General features: G+C 37.9%; 17 protein-coding genes. 14 read left to right on the forward strand and 3 right to left on the reverse strand.

Annotated elements, in window-relative coordinates:
* Nucleotides 1-44: 44 nt before the first annotated feature.
* The 3 genes from fabF to MHI18_RS16130 all read left to right on the forward strand — a co-directional run bounded on the left by fabF (nucleotide 45) and on the right by MHI18_RS16130 (nucleotide 3,086).
* A complete protein-coding gene (gene fabF / locus MHI18_RS16120) occupies nucleotides 45-1,286 on the forward strand; it encodes a beta-ketoacyl-ACP synthase II (protein WP_340848757.1) in 1,242 nt (413 codons plus the stop codon).
* Nucleotides 1,287-1,464: 178 nt separating this feature from the next.
* The gene (locus MHI18_RS16125) at nucleotides 1,465-2,232 is read left to right on the forward strand and encodes a DUF2268 domain-containing protein (protein ID WP_340848758.1); all 768 of its coding nucleotides are present in this window, start codon (nucleotides 1,465-1,467) and stop codon (nucleotides 2,230-2,232) included.
* A gap of 101 nt (nucleotides 2,233-2,333) precedes the next feature.
* A complete protein-coding gene (locus MHI18_RS16130; protein WP_340848759.1) occupies nucleotides 2,334-3,086 on the forward strand; it encodes a YjbA family protein in 753 nt (250 codons plus the stop codon).
* A gap of 54 nt (nucleotides 3,087-3,140) precedes the next feature.
* On the opposite strand, the gene trpS is transcribed toward MHI18_RS16130, so the two are convergent.
* Together trpS and MHI18_RS16140 are read right to left on the reverse strand one after the other, a co-directional pair.
* A complete protein-coding gene (gene trpS, locus MHI18_RS16135) occupies nucleotides 3,141-4,136 on the reverse strand; it encodes a tryptophan--tRNA ligase (RefSeq protein WP_340850304.1) in 996 nt (331 codons plus the stop codon).
* Between the two features lie 110 nt (nucleotides 4,137-4,246).
* The gene (locus tag MHI18_RS16140) at nucleotides 4,247-4,591 is read right to left on the reverse strand and encodes a DUF3899 domain-containing protein (RefSeq protein ID WP_340848760.1); all 345 of its coding nucleotides are present in this window, start codon (nucleotides 4,589-4,591) and stop codon (nucleotides 4,247-4,249) included.
* Between the two features lie 363 nt (nucleotides 4,592-4,954).
* Here MHI18_RS16140 and MHI18_RS16145 point away from each other — a divergent pair, with 363 nt between their 5' ends.
* The 6 genes from MHI18_RS16145 to MHI18_RS16170 all read left to right on the forward strand — a co-directional run bounded on the left by MHI18_RS16145 (nucleotide 4,955) and on the right by MHI18_RS16170 (nucleotide 12,154).
* Nucleotides 4,955-6,649, forward strand: coding sequence for a peptide ABC transporter substrate-binding protein (locus MHI18_RS16145; protein ID WP_340848761.1), 1,695 nt, complete (start codon nucleotides 4,955-4,957; stop codon nucleotides 6,647-6,649).
* 135 nt (nucleotides 6,650-6,784) lie between these two features.
* Entirely contained in the window at nucleotides 6,785-7,714 is a 930-nt protein-coding gene (gene opp3b, locus MHI18_RS16150) for an oligopeptide ABC transporter permease (RefSeq protein WP_340848762.1), read from the forward strand.
* Nucleotides 7,714-8,742 (forward strand): oligopeptide ABC transporter permease, encoded by a 1,029-nt coding sequence (gene opp3C, locus MHI18_RS16155; protein WP_340848763.1) that lies wholly within the window; start codon nucleotides 7,714-7,716, stop codon nucleotides 8,740-8,742. The genes opp3b and opp3C overlap by 1 nt, the downstream gene beginning before the upstream one ends.
* 15 nt (nucleotides 8,743-8,757) lie before the next feature.
* Entirely contained in the window at nucleotides 8,758-9,801 is a 1,044-nt protein-coding gene (locus MHI18_RS16160) for an ABC transporter ATP-binding protein (RefSeq protein WP_340848764.1), read from the forward strand.
* Nucleotides 9,801-10,742, forward strand: coding sequence for an ABC transporter ATP-binding protein (locus MHI18_RS16165; RefSeq protein WP_340848765.1), 942 nt, complete (start codon nucleotides 9,801-9,803; stop codon nucleotides 10,740-10,742). Before MHI18_RS16160 ends, MHI18_RS16165 begins: the two co-directional genes overlap by 1 nt.
* Nucleotides 10,743-10,945: 203 nt before the next feature.
* Entirely contained in the window at nucleotides 10,946-12,154 is a 1,209-nt protein-coding gene (locus MHI18_RS16170; RefSeq protein WP_340848767.1) for a putative glycoside hydrolase, read from the forward strand.
* Between the two features lie 41 nt (nucleotides 12,155-12,195).
* On the opposite strand, the gene MHI18_RS16175 is transcribed toward MHI18_RS16170, so the two are convergent.
* Complete coding sequence (locus MHI18_RS16175; protein ID WP_340848768.1) at nucleotides 12,196-12,381, reverse strand: hypothetical protein; 186 nt, start codon at nucleotides 12,379-12,381, stop codon at nucleotides 12,196-12,198.
* A gap of 93 nt (nucleotides 12,382-12,474) precedes the next feature.
* Between MHI18_RS16175 and MHI18_RS16180 the strand changes: the two genes are divergently transcribed.
* The 5 genes from MHI18_RS16180 (at nucleotide 12,475) to MHI18_RS16200 (ending at nucleotide 17,687) form a co-directional block, all read left to right on the forward strand.
* Nucleotides 12,475-13,059: a GNAT family N-acetyltransferase gene (locus tag MHI18_RS16180; protein ID WP_340848770.1), complete on the forward strand. Its 585-nt coding sequence runs from the start codon at nucleotides 12,475-12,477 to the stop codon at nucleotides 13,057-13,059.
* Nucleotides 13,060-13,415: 356 nt separating this feature from the next.
* Complete coding sequence (gene spxA / locus MHI18_RS16185; RefSeq protein WP_040373207.1) at nucleotides 13,416-13,811, forward strand: transcriptional regulator SpxA; 396 nt, start codon at nucleotides 13,416-13,418, stop codon at nucleotides 13,809-13,811.
* Between the two features lie 355 nt (nucleotides 13,812-14,166).
* Nucleotides 14,167-14,835 carry an adaptor protein MecA gene (gene mecA / locus MHI18_RS16190; RefSeq protein WP_340848773.1) on the forward strand — a complete coding sequence of 223 codons (669 nt, stop codon included), beginning with the start codon at nucleotides 14,167-14,169 and terminating at the stop codon, nucleotides 14,833-14,835.
* A 77-nt stretch (nucleotides 14,836-14,912) separates the two neighbouring features.
* The gene (gene cls / locus MHI18_RS16195; protein WP_340848774.1) at nucleotides 14,913-16,430 is read left to right on the forward strand and encodes a cardiolipin synthase; all 1,518 of its coding nucleotides are present in this window, start codon (nucleotides 14,913-14,915) and stop codon (nucleotides 16,428-16,430) included.
* Nucleotides 16,431-16,517: 87 nt separating this feature from the next.
* Complete coding sequence (locus MHI18_RS16200) at nucleotides 16,518-17,687, forward strand: competence protein CoiA (RefSeq protein WP_340848775.1); 1,170 nt, start codon at nucleotides 16,518-16,520, stop codon at nucleotides 17,685-17,687.
* Nucleotides 17,688-17,775: the final 88 nt, after the last annotated feature.

Raw genomic sequence — 17,775 nt, forward strand, 5'->3', positions numbered from 1 at the left:
AATGGGATGTATAGATAACGTTACTAGTAAAGGGGCGAAAATGAATGAATAAACGCAGGGTAGTAGTCACAGGAATCGGGGCAGTAACCCCGCTTGGAAATGACGCAGAAACAACGTGGGATAATATTGTTGCCGGTAAATCAGGCATTGGACCATTAACAAGATTAAACGCCGAAGAATTTCCAGCAAAGGTTGCTGCAGAAGTTAAAGACTTTAATATTGAACAATATACAGATCGTAAAGAAGCACGGAAGATGGACCGTTTCACCCATTATGCAATTGCGGCAGCAGCCATGGCTGTTAAAGATGCTGATTTAGAGATTAATGATGAAAATGCTGAGCGTATCGGAGTATGGATTGGTTCAGGAATCGGTGGTCTGGAGACGCTTGAAACTCAACATGAAATCTTTTTAAAGCGTGGCTATAAGCGAGTGAGTCCGTTCTTTGTACCCATGATGATTCCAGATATGGCAGCAGGTCAGGTTTCAATTATGTTAGGCGCTAAGGGAATTAACTCTTGTACGGTAACCGCATGTGCAACGGGAACAAATTCAATTGGTGATGCGTTTAAAGCCATTCAGCGTGGAGATGCAGACGCAATGGTAACCGGTGGTGCTGAAGCCCCTATTACCAAAATGGCTGTTGCTGGATTCTGTGCCAATACGGCGCTTTCAACTAACCCAGACCAAAACTCAGCCAGCCGTCCATTTGATAAAGATCGAGATGGGTTCGTTATTGGCGAAGGAGCAGGAGTCATTGTTTTAGAAGAACTTGAATATGCTCAAAAACGCGGTGCAAAAATATATGCCGAAATCATTGGGTATGGATCAACTGGGGATGCCTATCATATAACTGCCCCAGCACCTGGCGGCGAAGGTGGAGCCCGTGCTATGAAGCAAGCACTTAACGATGCAGGTATGGTGCCAGAAGACATTCAATACATTAACGCTCATGGTACAAGCACACCGTATAACGATCAATATGAAACGATGGCAGTGAAAGAAGTATTTGGCGAGCATGCTTACAAATTGGCTATCAGCTCGACTAAATCAATGACGGGACATTTATTAGGGGCTGCTGGAGGAATCGAAGCTATCTTCTCCATCCAGGCTATCCGTGATAGTGTGATTCCTCCGACAATTAATCTTGTTAATCCAGATCCAGATTGTGATCTTGATTATGTTACTGAAGGATCCAGACAAGCTGAGGTAAATGCAGTAATGAGTAATTCTCTTGGTTTTGGCGGTCATAATGCAACGATTGTCTTTAAAAAATATCAAGCGTAACCTAATCCCCTCCTGGATGTTCAGGAGGGTTTTTTTGTTTCAAATAAATCGCACCCCCTGCTGAAAAAGTATGAATAACCAGCAGTAATATACATAAAGTCAAAAAGTAGAGAAGGGGCAACATTTTAGCATCTAACATATTATATGTGGCATAGAGCAAATGGGGGTGCATCTTAGATTGGGTATTATAGAGACCGATAACTGGTTAAGGGAAGATCGTATGAACCCGGTGGCGATTTGTGACCGTTTAAAACATTTATTTTCAAATGAAGACCCAGAAGAAATTTACCGTTTTTTGCAGAATCACGGCATGTATACAAAAGCCATGAGGCTCGACCCTCTGGTAGACAAGATGACTGAGGAGAAAGTTTGGATACGAGCTAAGAGCATTTTAAACAAGTTACAAAAAGGATGGAACGGACCAGATATCCCTGTGTACATTTTTCCGCTGCGATCATCGGGATTTCTTTCTCGTGCTCTTGAAAGTAAGTCCGGCTTGGCTTTTACTGATAAATTATTTTTGTTTATCAAACCGGATATCAGTGATATAGAACTTAAAGCCTTGATCATTCATGAGTACCATCATGTCTGCCGGTTAAAACAATATAAAAAAAGTGAATGGGAATACACATTGCTTGATTCAATGGTGATGGAGGGGCTCGCAGAACATACGGTTAAGCATTATTTAGGGGAAAAGGGGCTTGCACAATGGACTTCTCTTTATCAAGATAGTGAGCTTGAGAAGCTATGGAACAGCTATATAAAAGAAAATACATCGATTAAGCGTGACACACGTTTACATGACAAACTTTTAGTGGGAAGAGCACCTTATCCTAAAATGCTTGGTTATAGTATGGGTTATTACCTCGTTCGAAAAGCAGAGCCTTTCGAAATCAAGCATTCCTTTTCCATTGAATCGAAAAAGTTCATCGAGGGAATCATTTAGTCTCTCGATGAATTTTATCAGGTTGCCCATTTCAGGAATAATATTTCAATAATCTGCCTATACTGATGGACATACAGATTACGTTAGTGAGGGGTAAAAATATGCTATATCTTCATGATGTTTGGGTAAATTGGTTTGAGGGTGAGGAAAACGGCTATAATATTTGTCACTTTCACGAGTGGAGAAAAGATGATGGAATTGAACTGCTCGATCAAGTCCCGCTTTTAAAAATCTCCCCATTGCTTTTCAACTACATAGAGAACGACTTAATGGAACTTCCAAAGGCATTATTGAATGATGTTTTTCAAAAAGCATTTGCAAGAAAAAATCATGAACGAATTCAACTGGATTATTGCTTTATCATTACAGATGGTAAAGGAATATTAGCGGTCGACACGATTGGCTATCATATCCCCATCCGAAAAAGCCGGTTAATTCCGAGGCAGGAACAAATTGTGTTTGATATGATCGACAATCATCCCGATATGGATTATACCTTTGAAGATAGCTTAACGGAAAGAGAATATCATATTTTATCGCCTGATCCGCTGTTCATGAATGGGTTAACGAGAAAAGAACGACAACTAAAACAGCTGCTGTTTATGGCAATGGATCATTTATCAACGGCAAAGCATACAGCAGAGATGAGATATTGGTATACGGAATGGGCTCCGGAAAAATATGCTGAAATACAAGCGATGGAGTTTGATCAGGCTTGGGTAGAACTATATAATGCCATCCAATACGGTTGGACGGATAAGCATCTCCAGCTTTGTGAACATCTGGTTAAAGGTCAGCCGTTTTTTGAAAAGCTTTGGGAATTAGAAGTAGGGGACAGTCCTTCTATGCTATGAATAAAAAAAGAGAAAGTCCGCCAGGTTTGCCCAGGCGGACTTTCTCTTTTTCGCTTATTTCTTTCTTTTACGGCCAAGGCCCATAGCGTTACTCATCTTCTTAATCATTTTGTTCGCTTCTAGGTTGGCTTTTTCTGCACCACGGTCAAGGATTTCATCAAGTTCAGTTGATTCAAGCAGCTCATGATAGCGGTCTTGAATAGGTTTGATTTCACTTAAAATGACATCAGCTAAATCTGACTTGAAATCTCCATAGCCTTTTCCTTCATATAACTTCTCAATGTCTGGAATGCTCTTTTTACTGAAAATCGAGTAAATAGAGAGCAAATTACTGACACCAGGTTTGTTTTCTTTATCATATTTGACTATACCTTCAGAATCGGTGATCGCACTCTTGATTTTTTTCTCAATTTGTTTTGGATCATCAAGAAGAGTAATAGTCGCTTTTTTATTTGAATCTGATTTGCTCATTTTTTTAGTTGGTTCTTGCAAAGACATAATCCGTGCTCCAACTTTTGGGAGGCTGATTTCAGGGATTGTGAAGATATCATTGTATTTTTTATTAAAGCGTTCCGCTAAATCACGAGTCAGTTCAATGTGCTGCTTTTGATCGTCCCCTACAGGAACTAGGTCAGAGTTATAAAGCAGAATATCACCAGCCATTAATGGCGGATAGGTGAGAAGTCCGGCATGAACACTGTCTTTGCCAGTTGCTTTATCTTTGAATTGAGTCATTCGCTCAAGTTCACCAATTGTAGAGATACATTGCAGCATCCATCCAGCTTGTGCGTGAGCAGGGACTTCAGATTGAATAAAAATGGTGTTTTTTTCCGGATCTAATCCGATTGCTAAATAAAGTGCCGCAAGATTACGGATACTTTTTCTTAATTCAAGCGGGTTCTGTGGAACCGTAATAGCGTGCTGATCAACTATACAGAAGTAGCAGTCGTATTCATGCTGCAGCTCAACAAATTGTTTGAGGGCCCCAATATAGTTTCCTAGCGTTACGGAACCGGTAGGCTGTATGCCTGAGAATATTCTTTTCACTATAAGTCACTCCTTAAATATAAAACCATATCTCTCTTATTGTAGAGATAAATCCTGGATGAATCCACTGTTTTAGAATTCATTAGTAAAATTATAGACATTTAATTGCTTTTCTATAAGTAGTAGATGCCTAATCCAGCAAGAACGACTACAAGAAGGGAAAGGCCAATTAAGAAAAAAACACCTAAATTAATGGATAGAATATTAGATAAACGCGATATTTCTTCTTGTTCACCGCTGGGCTTCTGTGATTCAAAGAATTTACGGAAGCTGTAGAAAATACCGTCAAAGAGCCCTTTTTGAATGACAAACAGTAAAAGTGAAAAAAGAAGAATGGAGCTTGCTAAGTAAAAGGTTATATCAATAAAATAAACCAGTGACAATTCGTGATAAATGATAAAGGAAAGGCAGATAGCAAGAAGAATAAAAAAAGAAGTCCATAAACTGTACTTTTTCATATAAGAGTACTCCGTTCTATTAGTAGAATGTAAAATAGTATAGCAAAAAAGAAGACTAAACAGATAATTTAAATCATTAAATGTTATTTGAGTATAAAGATAATAAACCAGTGATGAATCTCTACCAATATAATACTATGAATTTATTAGGAAAACATAAAACAATATACCTACTTAACTTTAGTGCTAAACTCCGTTAAAGCGATAAAAGGACTAAATAATAACTATTTAATAGAGAATTCTTTGAATACTTTACTATTTTTTAAATTTATTAAACTTTTTTGAAAAAGTATATATACAAAAGTCTGAAAAATTGTATAATAATCTTTGTGGACTAAAAAAAAGATAAGGGGTGTCGGGTAATTGAAAAATTCTAAATTTTCACTGCTTTTAATATTAACACTTGTGCTGAGTGTTTTCCTTGCAGCATGTGGAGGAAATGATACGGACAAGACTACTGGCAACAAAGAAGAAAAAGGCGGAGATACGGCTAAAACCGACGTACCGCAAGAAATGAAAGTTTTAGACTCAGCTGAAATACCTACTATGGATACAGTCTTAGCAGAAGGATCTACTAGCTTCACTTACATTAATAATGTTGGAGAAGGATTATACCGTCTAGATCAAGAAGGCAAGGCAGTTCCAGCATTAGCTGAAGGCGATCCGACAACTAATGAAGACAAAACAGTTTATACGTTCAAATTAAGAGATTCTAAATGGTCAAATGGAGAGCCTGTTACGGCACAAGATTTCGTATTTGCTTGGCAGCGTGCAATTGACCCGAAAACTGCTTCACCATATGGTCCATATATGATGAACGGTAAAATCAAAGGCGCACAAGAAATCACTAATGCTGCTGCTGATAAAAAGGATTATGATTTAAATACACTAGGTGTAGTTGCAAAAGATGAAAAAACACTAGAAGTAACACTTGAAAAGGCATTCCCATTCGCGGCTGACCTTTTTGCTTTCCCTACTTTCTACCCGCAAAATGAAAAATTCGTCACTGAAAAAGGCGATCAATATGCAAGCAATGCTGAAAACATGATTTACAACGGACCATTCACAATGACTGAATGGGATGGACCAGCAGGAGCAGAGTGGGTTTTAGAAAAGAATGATACTTACTGGGATGCTGATTCAGTAAAATTGAATAAAATCACAGTAAATGTTGTTAAAGATCCTGGTGCTCAGGTTAATGCATTTGAAGCAAATGAAACGGATGTTACTGGTCTGCTTTCTTCTGATTTAGTTCCAACATATGAAGGCGACGATCGTATGTTCAGTGAATTATCAGCGAGCGTTTTCTGGTTAAAAATGAATCAAAAAAATGAAGCACTACAAAACTTAAATATTCGTAAAGCAATTGCACAAGGGTTCAATAAAGATGATCTTGCTGCAAGTATTTTAAACAATGCATCTGTTCCGGCTAACTACATGGTGCCGCAAAACTTTGTAAGTCTAGATGGTAAAGATTTCCGTGAGAAAAACGGAGATTTAATTACTTATAATTTAGAAGAAGCACAAAAAGCTTGGAAAGCAGGCTTGAAAGAACTAGGTGTGGATAAATTAACAATTAGATACCTTGGCGGCGATACTGAAGCTTCTAAGAAAATTGATTCTTATATGAAGAATCAGTTAGAGAAAAACCTTCCTGGTTTAACTGTTGAATTAGAAAGTGTTCCATTCGCAGTTCGTTTAGAGCGTGATAATTCAATGGATTACGATTTACAAGCTGCTGGCTGGGGACCTGACTATGGAGATGCAATTTCATTTGCTGACCTTTGGGTAACTGATGGCGGAAGTAACAGAATGGGATATTCAAATAAAGAATACGATAAGCTAATTAAAGCTGCTCAAACTGATCTTGCAACAGATCCAAAGGCAAACTTTGAAGCACTGCAAGAAGCTGAAAGAATTTTACTTCAGGAAGACTTTGGTATTGCACCGATTTATCAACGTGCAGAAAACTTCCTTATTAACCCTAAAGTAAAAAATATTGCAACTTACCAGTACGGTCCAGATTACTGCTACAAGTGGGTAACTATCGAAGAATAATCACATAAAGGTTTTCATTTCTAGTATTTCATATTACAGAAAATGGAAAGAGAGTATAGTAACGTATACTCTCTTTTTCCCTTTGGTTATAATTTTCAAAACATGCTGAATATTCACATTATAGGAGGTGCACAAATGGCGAAATATCTCTTGAAACGGGTTTTTTATATGGTTATCACTTTGTTTGTGATTATTTCATTGACCTTCTTCTTAATGAAGCTGATTCCTGGGACTCCATTTGCTAGCGCAAATAAATTACAGCCAGAGCAATTGGAGATTATGAAAGATAAATACGGGTTGGACGAACCGATAGTCGTACAATATGCCAAATATATGGGGAATGTTGTGCAAGGTGACTTAGGGACTTCTTTCCAGTTTAATAATGTACCAGTTACGGAGCTGTTGGCTTCTAGAATTGGTCCGTCCATGACACTTGGATTCCAAGCCATGTTCTTCGGTTCCATAATAGGAATCTTTCTAGGTGTAATTGGGGCTTTAAGACAAAATACATGGGTAGATTATGGTTCTACTTTTATCGCTGTTTTGGGTAAATCTATTCCCAATTTTGTTTTTGCAGGTCTGCTTCAATACTACATCGGTGTGAAAATGGGATGGCTTCCGGTACTATTCTGGAAGGGTTGGGAATACAGTATTATGCCAACGATTGCACTAGCGATGTTCCCAATTGCGATTACTGCAAGATTTATTCGTACAGAGATGATTGATGTACTGGGTTCGGATTATATTACATTAGCCAAGGCAAAAGGCGCCAATTATTTTGAAATTGCCTTTAAACATGGGTTGAGAAATGCCTTGATTCCAGTTGTAACGGTGGTTGGGCCGCTGGCGGTATCCATGATGACAGGATCACTTGTTGTTGAAAAGATTTTTGCTATTCCTGGAATTGGCGATCAATTCGTAAAATCGATACAAGTAAATGATTATTCGGTAATCATGGGAACGACGGTCCTATTTTCTGTACTATTCGTCGTGATTATTTTAGTTATTGATATTCTTTACGGAGTTATCGATCCACGGATTAGACTGTCAGGAGGTAAAAAGTAATGGCGAATACGCAGATTAAATTAAGCAAGGACAAGTTTTCTCCTGCCATTATAGATTCTTCCTTAGGTGAAGTAATCGATAAGCCGAGTTTAAATTTTTGGCAGGACGCATGGTTAAGGATGCGGAAAAATAAGGCAGCTATTGTTAGTATAGTTGTGGTTTTCTTGATTGTTCTTATTGCATTTACCGGTCCTCTTTTCAGTGGAAAAGAAGCTAAAACACAAACACTTCCACACAATAATCTTCCTGCGAAAATTCCTGTTTTAGAAAATATCAGCTGGCTTCCGTTTGATGGTATGAGAACATTAAACAATGGAGATCAAGTTAACATTTATGAACAAAAAGGAATTGAAGAGTATTACTGGTTTGGTACTGACGGGCTGGGAAGGGATTTATTTACAAGGATTTGTGAAGGTACTCAAATCTCCCTTTATATCGCTTTCTTAGCGGCTATCCTTGATATGCTGATTGGTGTCACATATGGAGCGGTTTCAGGGTATTTTGGCGGAAGGCTGGATAACTATATGCAGCGCTTCACAGAAATTCTCTCTAGTATTCCTAACTTAGTCATCGTTATTTTGATGATTCTAGTATTTAAACCTGGTATTGTGTCGATTACATTGGCATTAGCTCTTACGGGCTGGGTGAGTATGGCACGTGTTGTGCGGGCGCAAACGATGAAAATGAAAGAACAAGAATTTGTAATGGCTTCACGTACGTTAGGAGCTTCCAATGCAAAAATTATCTTTAAGCATCTTTTACCCAATATGGTAGGGGTTATTCTTATAAATACAATGTTTTCAATTCCTAACGCGATTTTCTTTGAAGCATTCCTAAGCTTTATCGGACTTGGTCTTCAAGACCCGCTTGCTTCATTGGGAACCTTGATTGATGATGGTTTTAAAACATTAAGATTATATCCTCATATCGTAATATTCCCATCGATTGTAATAAGCTTAATTATGATTAGTTTTAATATGATTGCTGACGGTCTTCGTGATGCACTAGATCCAAAAATGCGTGATTAAAGGCAGGTGACTATAATGGAAAATATATTAGAAGTTAAAGATCTTACTATTTCATTTCATACCTTTTCAGGAGAAGTACAAGCCATTCGTGGGGTGGATTTCGAACTTAAAAAAGGGGAGACATTAGCGATTGTTGGTGAATCCGGTTCAGGGAAATCTGTCACAACCAAGTCCATTATGAGGCTGCTGCCCCCTGGAAACTCTGAAATCAAACGTGGTGAAATTCTCTTTAATGGTAAAGATTTAGCTAAATTGAGTGATAAAAGCATGCAGAAGATTCGTGGGAAAGAGATATCAATGATTTTTCAGGATCCAATGACTTCATTAAATCCAACCATGAAAATCGGCAAGCAAATTATGGAACCAATTATTAAACATCAAAATATGAGTAAATCGGAAGCAAAAGAGCGTGCAATGGATTTACTTCGCTTGGTAGGCATTCCTAATGCGGAAGAACGTTTTGGACAATACCCGCATCAATTTTCGGGCGGGATGAGACAGCGTGTGGTTATTGCAATTGCACTTGCCTGTAACCCTAAAGTGTTGATTGCTGATGAACCAACTACAGCATTAGATGTAACCATTCAAGCGCAAATTTTAGAACTAATGAAAGACTTACAAAAGAAAATTGATACATCAATTATCTTTATTACGCATGATCTTGGTGTCGTCGCGAATGTTGCTGACCGTGTAGCGGTTATGTATGGCGGTAAAATTGTGGAAATTGGTACAGTTGATGAAATTTTCTACAATCCTAAACACCCGTATACGTGGGGACTAATCAGTTCTATGCCTAGTTTGGATTCGAAAGATGATGAATTGTATGCGATACCCGGTACACCTCCCAACCTGTTACATCCGCCTATTGGGGATGCATTTGCACCCCGGAACGAATATGCCATGCAAATCGATCTTGAAGAGCAGCCGCCAATGTTTAAAGTATCAGATACACACTATGCAGCTACATGGCTTCTGCACCCAGATGCACCTAAGGTTGAACCCCCTCTAGCTGTGAAAAAAAGAATGGATCAATTCCAGACATGGCAGGAGGTTAAATAATGGAACAACGTGAGAAATTAGTGGAGATTAGAAATCTTAAACAATACTTCAATACTGGGAAACCAAGTATGGTTAAAGCAATTGATGATATTTCCTTTGATATTTACAAAGGAGAAACGCTTGGGCTTGTGGGGGAATCTGGTTGTGGTAAGTCTACTACAGGCCGGACAATCATTCGTTTATATGATGCTACTGATGGGGAAGTCTTCTTTAATGGAGAAAATGTTCATAATACGAAATCAAAAGCTCAGTTAAAAGATTTCAATCGCAAGATGCAAATGATCTTTCAAGATCCTTATGCTTCATTAAATCCGCGCTTAAAGATCGTTGATATCATCGCAGAAGGTATTGATATCCACGGACTAGCAAAAAATAAGGAAGATCGTATACAACAGGTTCATAAGCTGCTGGAGACAGTTGGATTAAATCGTGAGCATGCCAATCGGTATCCTCATGAATTCTCAGGTGGACAACGTCAGCGGATTGGAATAGCCCGTGCGCTTGCTGTGCAACCGGAATTTATAATTGCCGATGAGCCAATTTCTGCTTTAGATGTTTCCATCCAGGCTCAAGTTGTAAATTTACTGAAAAGACTACAAATTGAACATGGATTAACGTATCTTTTCATTGCACATGATCTTTCCATGGTTAAATATATCAGTGATCGTATTGGGGTTATGTATTTTGGAAAATTGGTAGAACTTGCACCCAGCGAGGAGTTATATGAAAATCCAATTCATCCATATACACAATCATTGTTATCAGCTATTCCTGCTCCAGATCCATATAGTGAACGGATGAGAAAGCGGAAAGTATACAACCCAAACATTCACGGATATGGTGAAGGTGAAGACTTGCAAATGCGTGAAATAAAGCCAGGTCATTTCGTTTATTGTTCGGAAAAAGAGTTTAAACAATACCAAACGATTCATACAAAATAAATTAAAAACGATCTCTTAACGAGGTCGTTTTTAATTTGGCGAAAAAAGTCGAAAAAAGAGGCTTAAGATACCGTACCAGGTGGTATAGAAGGAAGACGATGTTTTCGGGTAAGATGTACATAATAAAGAAATAATAATAAAAAACGTTTCATGTTTATTTTGTAAGTAGGGTTATCCTATACATTAAAGAAAGGAGTTAGAGAATGAAATTTCTAAATAAAATACTGATTTCGAGCGTAGCTTTAGCCAGCTCCTTAACAGTCCTCAACCCCTCCGTTCTTGCTGAAACAGATAGTAAGAGCAAGTCAGGCCACCAAACGAGTGAGCTTGCACTAACGAAAAAGGTCTTGCCTGATAAAATGAATCGGTTTAAATATGAAACCAATTTTACTTTTAACTATCCTGATGCCGTGCGCGGTATTTATCTCACTGGTAATTCTGCAGGAGGTCAAAAATTCGATAAACTTCTAAATTATGTTGAAAAAACGGAATTGAATGCTATGGTGATTGATATAAAAGATGATTGGGGGAATATTACGTATACTCCTGAGGACCCTGATTCACCCTATGCTGATATTGCAAAGAACTACATATCGGAACCAGTAGAAATGTTGAGTAAGCTTGAAGAGAAAAAAGTTTATCCAATAGCGAGAGTTGTGGTCTTTAAGGATTCGGTTCTTTCAAAGCAAAAACCAGAGTGGTCCTTTGTAGATAACGGGGAAACTTGGAAGAATGGACGAGGAGAATCGTTTGTTAATCCGTTTATGAAAGAAGTTTGGGACTATAATATCGGAGTCGCAATAGAAGCTGCGAAAATGGGCTTCCAAGAAATTCAATTTGATTACGTCCGTTTTCCTGAGGGATTCGAAAATCGAGAAGACTCACTAACGTATTCCATGGGTGAATATAAAGGAACATCGACTAATCACACACAAAAACGTGTACAGGCAGTTACAGACTTCGTCGCTTACGCAAGAGAGAAACTGAAACCATATGATGTAAAGGTATCTGTAGATATCTTCGGTTATGCAGCAACTTTACCAGAAGCACCTGGAATCGGTCAAAACTTCTCTAAAATATCTGAGAATGTAGATGTTATTTCGTCGATGATCTACCCAAGTCATTGGACATCCTATTTTGGCATTACTAAGCCTGATTTAGAACCATATAAGCTGGTTTCAGCTTATGCGAAATTGGAAAAAGAAAAATTAGGAGAATTAAAAACACCCCCGACTTCAAGACCATGGCTTCAAGATTTTACTGCTGCCTATCTTGGAAAAGGAAACTACTTAAAATATGGGAAGTCTGAAGTTCAGGCACAGATTGATGCATTAAATAAAAATGGAATAAATGAATACTTGTTATGGAACGCTGCGAATAATTACACACAGGGTGTCGATTATAAACCATGATTGATCGGGCAGTGAAAAACTGCCCGAGTTTCTGCGGTCAATTACTTTTTACTGCCGCCTACTTGGTTCCAGCCAGCTTGTATGTCTGTGGAGTGATCAGCAATTTCTGTTCGGCGTTTTCCTCCGAAAAACGTTTCACCGAGGGTGTTGAGTATCACACCGTTGAATGCGGTGATCCCAATTATTAAACCTGCGACTACAGTGAAGTCAACGAAATACCCAATCATGGACACCCTCCTAGGTAAGAATGATGAAATACTATCGTAAATAAATGTACCATTTTTTAACAGATAATTTCAACAGAAGAGAGGAACTTAACAATGCACTGGTATGAAAAGCTTAACGAATATTTTCCTATTCATGAAATGAAATCACAAGAACATATGGAAACCCTATTGGAAGAAAAGGGAGATATCTATCAAAAAGATGAAGGCCCGCACCATGTTTTAATGTATGTCGAAGATACTGATTATATTTTTATCGATTATTTGTTTGTGTCTAACGCTTCAAGAGGCCAAGGAATCGGAAAGAAACTCATTAAGATGCTGCAGGAAAAACAAAAACCTATTCTTCTAGAGGTTGAACCTATAGACAAGAACGATAAAGATTCCGCACGAAGGCTTAAATTCTATAAACGTGAAGGGTTTAACCATGCTTCAATGGTTTCTTATCGGAGAAGATCTTTAGCGACGAATGAAATCAGTCCTATGGAAATATTATATTGGGCTCCGAATCCTCGATTAGATGCGGCTGAGGAAGAGGAAATTCTCAATTACATGAAGAGAACCTATCAACGAATTCATACGTATAAAGATAAACTATTCTATGGAAAAATGTATCAGCCTGTTGATGAAGTATTGACCCTCAAATCAGCTCCTGAGGAAGATATTCTAAAGTCTATTTAATTGTTTTAGTAAGAAAGGTTTAATGGAAGTGAAAAGGGGTATCTAAAAAGTATTGTATTGTAACAGTGAAAAAAATGGTAATTGAGAATTAGCACAGGATTTTTTCAATTGCCTTTTTTTCATTACCGAAATGATGATATCTAATCAGCTGGGTAAAAGCTGCAAATAGTGTTAGGAATTCATGCTTTACTGTGATTGTAGGCAAATATTAAAAAGGGTATTCATTTCGCTGAATATAGTGTATAATCATAAATATATATTGCTAATTTAAAATCATTTCAATGTAGATATTAGTGATAAAAAATAGAGTTCCCATCATAGATTGCCAATTCTATACTTAGGGAGTGTGAAGTAACATGGTTACATTATATACCTCACCAAGCTGTACCTCATGCAGAAAAGCAAAAGCATGGTTGGAAGAGCATGAGATAGGATATACAGAAAGAAACATCTTTTCAGAACCGTTATCAATTGAAGAAATTAAAGAAATTCTTCGAATGACAGAAGACGGAACAGATGAAATTATTTCAACACGTTCTAAAACATTCCAAAAATTGAATGTTAACCTAGAATTATTGCCCCTTCAGGAATTATATAAGCTTATCAAAGACAATCCTGGCCTGCTAAGACGTCCAATTATCCTTGATGAAAAAAGACTTCAAGTCGGATATAATGAAGATGAAATTAGAAGGTTCCTGCCGCGTAAAGTTCGTACATACCAATTACGCGAAGCACAGCGGATGGTCAATTAAAATAGGCGTAAGCCCTGCCATTAAATTTGGCGGGGTTTTTATTTTTTATTTGCTAAATAAGCTCATGCAAACCTGCTCGTTTTGAATAGAATAAGGTAACCAGGTAAAATTAAATGGAGTTGCAACTCATACCTATATTTTGTAATATAGTAGGACTATTAGGCAAATGATTGTTTTTTACAACTAGAGGTTTTTTATTTCCCTTCTCAAGGGTTTTATCATAAAATAAAAGAAATAGTTTATTTTTATCCTGCTGCCGGTTACAAGTATTCCTTCGGGGGTAAAGATATCATAAGAGCGTTTATAGCTCGGGGGTAATTATCCCTTCAAAACGAGAAAGAAGGGAGATGGAATTATGGAGATCGAACGCATTAATGAAGATACCGTTAAATTTTATATTTCTTATATAGATATTGAAGAACGCGGCTTTGACCGGGAAGAGATATGGTACAGCCGTGAGCGCAGTGAAGAATTGTTCTGGGAAATGATGGATGAAGTACATCAAGAAGAAGAATTTACGATGGAAGGACCTTTATGGATACAAGTACAAGCACTTGAAAAAGGTCTAGAGGTTTTAGTTACTCGAGCTCAGTTGACAAAGGACGGCCAAAAACTGGAGCTTCCGCTGGCAGATGACAAGCTTGGTGATATGCAGGTAGACGAAAAACTGGAATCACTGCTTGAACAACAATTTCAAGGGAAGCATGAATTCAGTTCAGTACAGTTTGAAGATGGTGTAATTGAATTTATTACGGCTTTCGATGACTTTGAAGATGTTATTTCTCTGAGTAAACGCTGTGGACTTGATAGTCTAGATGCGAAGCTCTATGCATACAATAATAAATATTATCTCTATATTTCATTCTCAGAAGATGATTCGGAGGAAGAAGAAATTGATAATATTTTGAGTACACTGTTAGAGTATAGTCATGAATCACCTATTACCGTTCATATCTTACAGGAATACGGAAAAATAGTGATTGAAAATGATGTGTTTAACACGGTTCATAAATATTTTGCTTAGTGTAAAGCCGATTTCAGTCTGAAGTCGGCTTTTTGTTTCATACTGACCTCTTTTTAAATGATTGGCAGGTGAGCGGGTTGAAAAACACATTTCGTGTTGTGTTATTATCAGGAATATTACTCTGTTTTTGGTTTATTTTTCATAACACCTTGACCGATACAGTATTCAGATATTTCAGTATTCTTTTATCATTGTCGCTTCTTGTGATCGGAATCCTGATTTTCCTTGAAAACAGACATCCAGCTCAAACACTTACATGGCTGATCGTATTCGGTGCATTTCCGATTATCGGTTTTATTTTTTACTTTCTGTTTGGACGTAATTATCGTAAGGAACGAATTTTTCGAAAAAAATATTTGCTTGATAAAGAAGCCTATTTACAAGTTCAAGCGAAGAGTAAGACTAATTCAAACGATCAACGGAAATTAGAAGAGACTATTCATCAGAGCAAATTATTTCGGTTAGCTGAACGAATCGGAAACAGCCCCATTTCGTTTGCGACGGAAACAAAAATTCTCACAAATGGAGATGAAACGTATTCTCATATCCTAGAAGAACTGGATAAAGCAGCGCATCATATACATATCCAATATTATATTGTCCGTGATGATCATATTGGGCAGGAAATTAAGAAGATGCTCATTGAAAAAGCCAAGCAAGGAATAAAGGTTCGCTTTCTGTATGATGCAGTAGGATCGTGGAAATTATCGACTACCTATATTACTGACCTGAAGAATGCTGGAGTAGAAACAGTAGCCTTTGGTCCTGTCCATCTGCCGTTTTTAAATAATAAATTCAACTTTCGTAATCACCGTAAGATTATCGTGATTGATGGCTCTGTAGGCTTTATGGGTGGATTGAATATTGGGGACGAATATCTCGGACGCAATGAGGTATTTGGTTTTTGGAGAGATACACATTTAATGGCTAAAGGTGAGGCAGTTCAGACCATGCAGTTAATTTTCCTTCAGGACTGGTACTATAGTACCGATCATAGCTTTCTGACAGATGAGTATCTTTCCCCGTCCATGCCTCAAGAACATACACATGGAGGCGTGCAGATTATTGCCGGCGGGCCGGATAACGAATTGGCTATTATTAAAAGCATCTTCTTCTGTATGATTACCAATGCTCAAAAATCAGTCTGGATTGCTTCTCCGTACTTTATTCCTGACGAGGATATTTTTCAAGCGATGAAGATTGCGGCCTTAAGTGGTCTGGATGTCAGGCTGCTTGTCCCCAAAAATCCAGATAAACGAATTGTATTTCACGCTTCCAGGTCTTATTTCCCTGAACTATTAGCTGCTGGCGTTCGAATCTTCGAATACAAAAATGGGTTCATGCATTCGAAACTAGTCATTGTTGATCATGAGATTGCTTCTATTGGAACAGCCAATATGGATATGCGCAGTTTTCATTTAAACTTTGAAGTGAATGCGTTTTTGTTTCAAACAAGAAGTACTCAAAGATTGGTCAATGATTTTTTACATGACCTTCACGTATCATGCGAATTACATTTGGATGACTTTTCTAAGCGTAAAATTAGATATAAGATAATGGAATCCACCTGCAGGCTGTTATCCCCGTTATTATAAAATGAAGGGCCGAAAATCAGTTTCGGCCTTTTTGAAGGAATATTCCCCAAGCTTGGCGAATTCTCTTTTAGGAAAAGGAGGATGCCTATGCTAACCGCAAAAAATCAGGAGGGAATGTTAATAACACTTCCTGAAAAGATAACAAAAGAAGCATTGAAAGTAGTAAAAGAGAATCAGGAGTTCTACTGCCCCTGTTGTGAAAGTGAATTAATTATTAAAGCTGGTGATAAGAAGATTCCTCATTTTGCTCACAAAAAAAATCCCCTCTGCACCGCCTCATCTGAAGCAGAATCCGTCTATCATCTCACTGGAAAACGTCAACTTTTCAATTGGCTGCAAAAGAATCAAATTCCCTCCCAACTGGAGGCCTATCTACCTGATATTAAACAACGTGCAGATATTCTAGTTACCTCGGAAAAAGGGGTATACGCAGTAGAATTTCAGTGCTCCGTTATCTCAGTAAAAGATTTTGTAAAGAGGACCGCTCTTTATTTGGAAATTGGAGTTATTCCAATATGGATCCTAGCAGAAAAAAATCTTCGAAAGGATAAAGCAAATGCGTTCATGCTGTCAGCTTTTCACTGGCAGTTCCTCAATGAGACATTTAAACGCCCCCTCATTATTACCTTCTGTCCTGAAAAAGGCCATATGGGCTTTCTACAGCATCTTACGCCATTCTCAGCTCGAACTACATACGCTGCCTTTGTAAAAGTGAAGCTAACGCTGTTGAGGCCTTGTACGCTCCCTGTTATTAATGAACCTCTTATACTGAAGACCTGGTTTGCAAAACGAAAAAATTGGAGTCTTTTTAGTATGAGAAGAATCACTCGAAAAGATCGTTTTTATGCAGCGCTATATAATAATAGCCTCTCACCAGGAACCCTCCCCTTTGAAATCGGACTGCCTGTGAAAGGGATGTGGGTAATCGAAACACCAGCAGTCAAATGGCAAGGGTGGCTGTATATGGATGTTCTGTACACGAGAGAAAAAGGGGAGTTAATAACCTTTAATCAGGTTCTTTCTGCCTTCCGAAAACGGCAGAGGAAAGGAGATATTAAACTTCGTTCGCTGGCTTTACTGCCATACCTGGATTGCACTGCGGTTATTAAAGAATATTTACATCTTCTTAAAGAATTAGGACACCTGAAGGAAGAAGCGGCGGGGATCTATTCGATCAGGGAGTTGATTCAAATTCCCCAAAATGATATAGAAGTAGAAAATTTAGAAAAATCATTATATTTAAAGCTTACTAAATGATTTTTATAAGGAAAATGGAGTACAATAGACATAGTACACCTATCATAGGGGTTAGGACAAACATCCAATAGGAAGATTTAGAGGAGGA

This window comes from Peribacillus sp. FSL H8-0477 (genome assembly GCF_038002765.1).
Classification (GTDB): domain Bacteria; phylum Bacillota; class Bacilli; order Bacillales; family DSM-1321; genus Peribacillus.

Excerpts from the sequence above, each read along its gene's own strand:
- opp3b (WP_340848762.1), top strand. The coding sequence starts at position 6,785 with ATGGCGAAATATCTCTTGAAACGGGTTTTTTATATGGTTATCACTTTG.
- MHI18_RS16180 (WP_340848770.1), top strand. The coding sequence starts at position 12,475 with ATGCACTGGTATGAAAAGCTTAACGAATATTTTCCTATTCATGAAATG.
- MHI18_RS16130 (WP_340848759.1), top strand. The coding sequence starts at position 2,334 with ATGCTATATCTTCATGATGTTTGGGTAAATTGGTTTGAGGGTGAGGAA.
- mecA (WP_340848773.1), top strand. The coding sequence starts at position 14,167 with ATGGAGATCGAACGCATTAATGAAGATACCGTTAAATTTTATATTTCT.
- fabF (WP_340848757.1), top strand. The coding sequence starts at position 45 with ATGAATAAACGCAGGGTAGTAGTCACAGGAATCGGGGCAGTAACCCCG.
- MHI18_RS16160 (WP_340848764.1), top strand. The coding sequence starts at position 8,758 with ATGGAAAATATATTAGAAGTTAAAGATCTTACTATTTCATTTCATACC.
- MHI18_RS16170 (WP_340848767.1), top strand. The coding sequence starts at position 10,946 with ATGAAATTTCTAAATAAAATACTGATTTCGAGCGTAGCTTTAGCCAGC.
- MHI18_RS16200 (WP_340848775.1), top strand. The coding sequence starts at position 16,518 with ATGCTAACCGCAAAAAATCAGGAGGGAATGTTAATAACACTTCCTGAA.
- MHI18_RS16165 (WP_340848765.1), top strand. The coding sequence starts at position 9,801 with ATGGAACAACGTGAGAAATTAGTGGAGATTAGAAATCTTAAACAATAC.
- MHI18_RS16140 (WP_340848760.1), bottom strand. The coding sequence starts at position 4,591 with ATGAAAAAGTACAGTTTATGGACTTCTTTTTTTATTCTTCTTGCTATC.
- opp3C (WP_340848763.1), top strand. The coding sequence starts at position 7,714 with ATGGCGAATACGCAGATTAAATTAAGCAAGGACAAGTTTTCTCCTGCC.
- spxA (WP_040373207.1), top strand. The coding sequence starts at position 13,416 with ATGGTTACATTATATACCTCACCAAGCTGTACCTCATGCAGAAAAGCA.
- MHI18_RS16175 (WP_340848768.1), bottom strand. The coding sequence starts at position 12,381 with ATGATTGGGTATTTCGTTGACTTCACTGTAGTCGCAGGTTTAATAATT.